Source organism: Flavobacterium calami (assembly GCF_038290035.1).
Lineage (GTDB): Bacteria > Bacteroidota > Bacteroidia > Flavobacteriales > Flavobacteriaceae > Flavobacterium > Flavobacterium calami.
In genome coordinates, this window is record NZ_JBBYHS010000042.1 from 1 (window position 1) to 1,652 (window position 1,652).

Annotated in this window: 1 protein-coding gene; it reads left to right on the top strand. The window is 32.6% G+C overall.

Features of this window, described 5'->3' with window-relative positions; translation table 11 throughout:
* The first annotated feature begins 263 nt into the window (after positions 1-263).
* A complete protein-coding gene (locus AAEO57_RS20785; RefSeq protein WP_341694942.1) occupies positions 264-935 on the top strand; it encodes a hypothetical protein in 672 nt (223 codons plus the stop codon).
* The last annotated feature ends 717 nt before the right edge of the window (positions 936-1,652 follow it).

Here is a 1,652-nt window from a genome sequence, read left to right on the forward strand (position 1 = left end):
CTAATTTACATAGGCATAGACGAAATTTATTACGATGAAGAAGTTTCAAAAGGTGTTGAGCTTTATAATTCTGAAACTGAAAAACTAATGAAAATAAAACCGAACCGCTAACAGCCGTTACACGAGATTTGGGCATTCGGTTGAATTTAAAGATGGTTTTGTATTTGGAAAATTTGTGTTTAACCGAAAAACCTCGCGTCTTTAATCCCAAACCTCGTGTAGCGCCAGAACGTTACCAGAGATTTTGAAAAACAATACCGGAAATGAAATACATCATATTACTTTTATTGATATTTATCTCTTGTGACAATCCGAGAAAAAACTATAAAATGAATTCTGAAAAGAAAATTTCTAAAGAAAATGTTATCCAAAATATTTCAATTTTAAGAAAATGTGGATTCTTTGAAAAATTTAAAAAACTTACTGATAATGAAGTTTTTGAAAAATTGCATACAATTAGAATTGATGAATATTCCAAAATATTTGAGAAAAAATATGACCCTGGAATGGAATTAGATGAATTTGACTTAGCCTGTCTTGATAAAACCAAAATGATTTATTTAGACTTAGAATGCGATGTTGGTGCTGAAAACAATGCCTATGTTGACGTAATTAAAATGTTTTCAAATCTATCAAATGGTTCTTTCAATCCCCGAAATATTAAGGAAAAATGGCAGAGTCCTTCTGGACCGACTACTATAGAATTTGAACTAGACGAAGAAATTATAAAATTTAAGCCTGAATATTCTGAAGATTGGCTTGACATAAAAGTATTTGAAGTGTGTCATGAAAAAATAAAAGCACAGAAAACCAGAATTGTTGAATGTCTTGGTGAAAGTGATTATGGATACGGTCAGTGTATTGCTTTTATGAGATTAACGGAAACTGAACAAAAAAATTTAGAAAATAATTACAAATACAAGTTTCGCGAATAAAAACCTCTGGTAACAGCCACTACAACGGATTTGGGCAATTGGCTTAATGGAAAAATGGTTTTGTATTTGGGATGATTTGGCAAATCCGAAAACAGAGCTTAATTTAGTCCCAAACCCGCTGTAGTGCCAGAACGTTATACCTGATTGCTCCTTGGACGGACTCAAATGCTGAAAATTGATATTCTGAAAAATGGAAGTTAATAATTGCTCATAAACCGAACTGAATGCATAACCGAACTTTGCGCATAGCCGATCTAAACCGAAAAAAATTGGAATTTAATCGAAGTGGACAAGCGAAACGGAAATCACTTTGCGGACAATTGAATATCGAATTTTATTGTTGAGTTTAATTGAAATTTGCAACGTGGACAAATATCAGAAAAGTAAATTGGAAGGCGGACAAACTTTGCGCAATAGGAATCGAATATTGAAACGTCTAATCTTTGGTGCTCAACAAACGTGTCGCAACCAGGTATAACAGCCGTTTGGCAAGATTGCGAATTTTGTAGTAAATTTACATCTACATTTCGCAAGAAATTTTATCTTAGCCGAAAGTACTCGGTTACGAAGTTCGCAACCTCGCCAAGCGCCGGAACGTTGTGTGATATATTTGAAAAAAAGGAAATTAGAGAATATTTATTTAAAAGAATGAACTATGAAAAATTTAATTAAATGTTTACTGTTAATTTTAAGTATAAGTCTAACATCATGCTATGG

What these genes read in the sequence shown, in the direction of transcription:
- AAEO57_RS20785 (WP_341694942.1), top strand. Translation starts at nt 264, where the DNA reads ATGAAATACATCATATTACTTTTATTGATATTTATCTCTTGTGACAAT.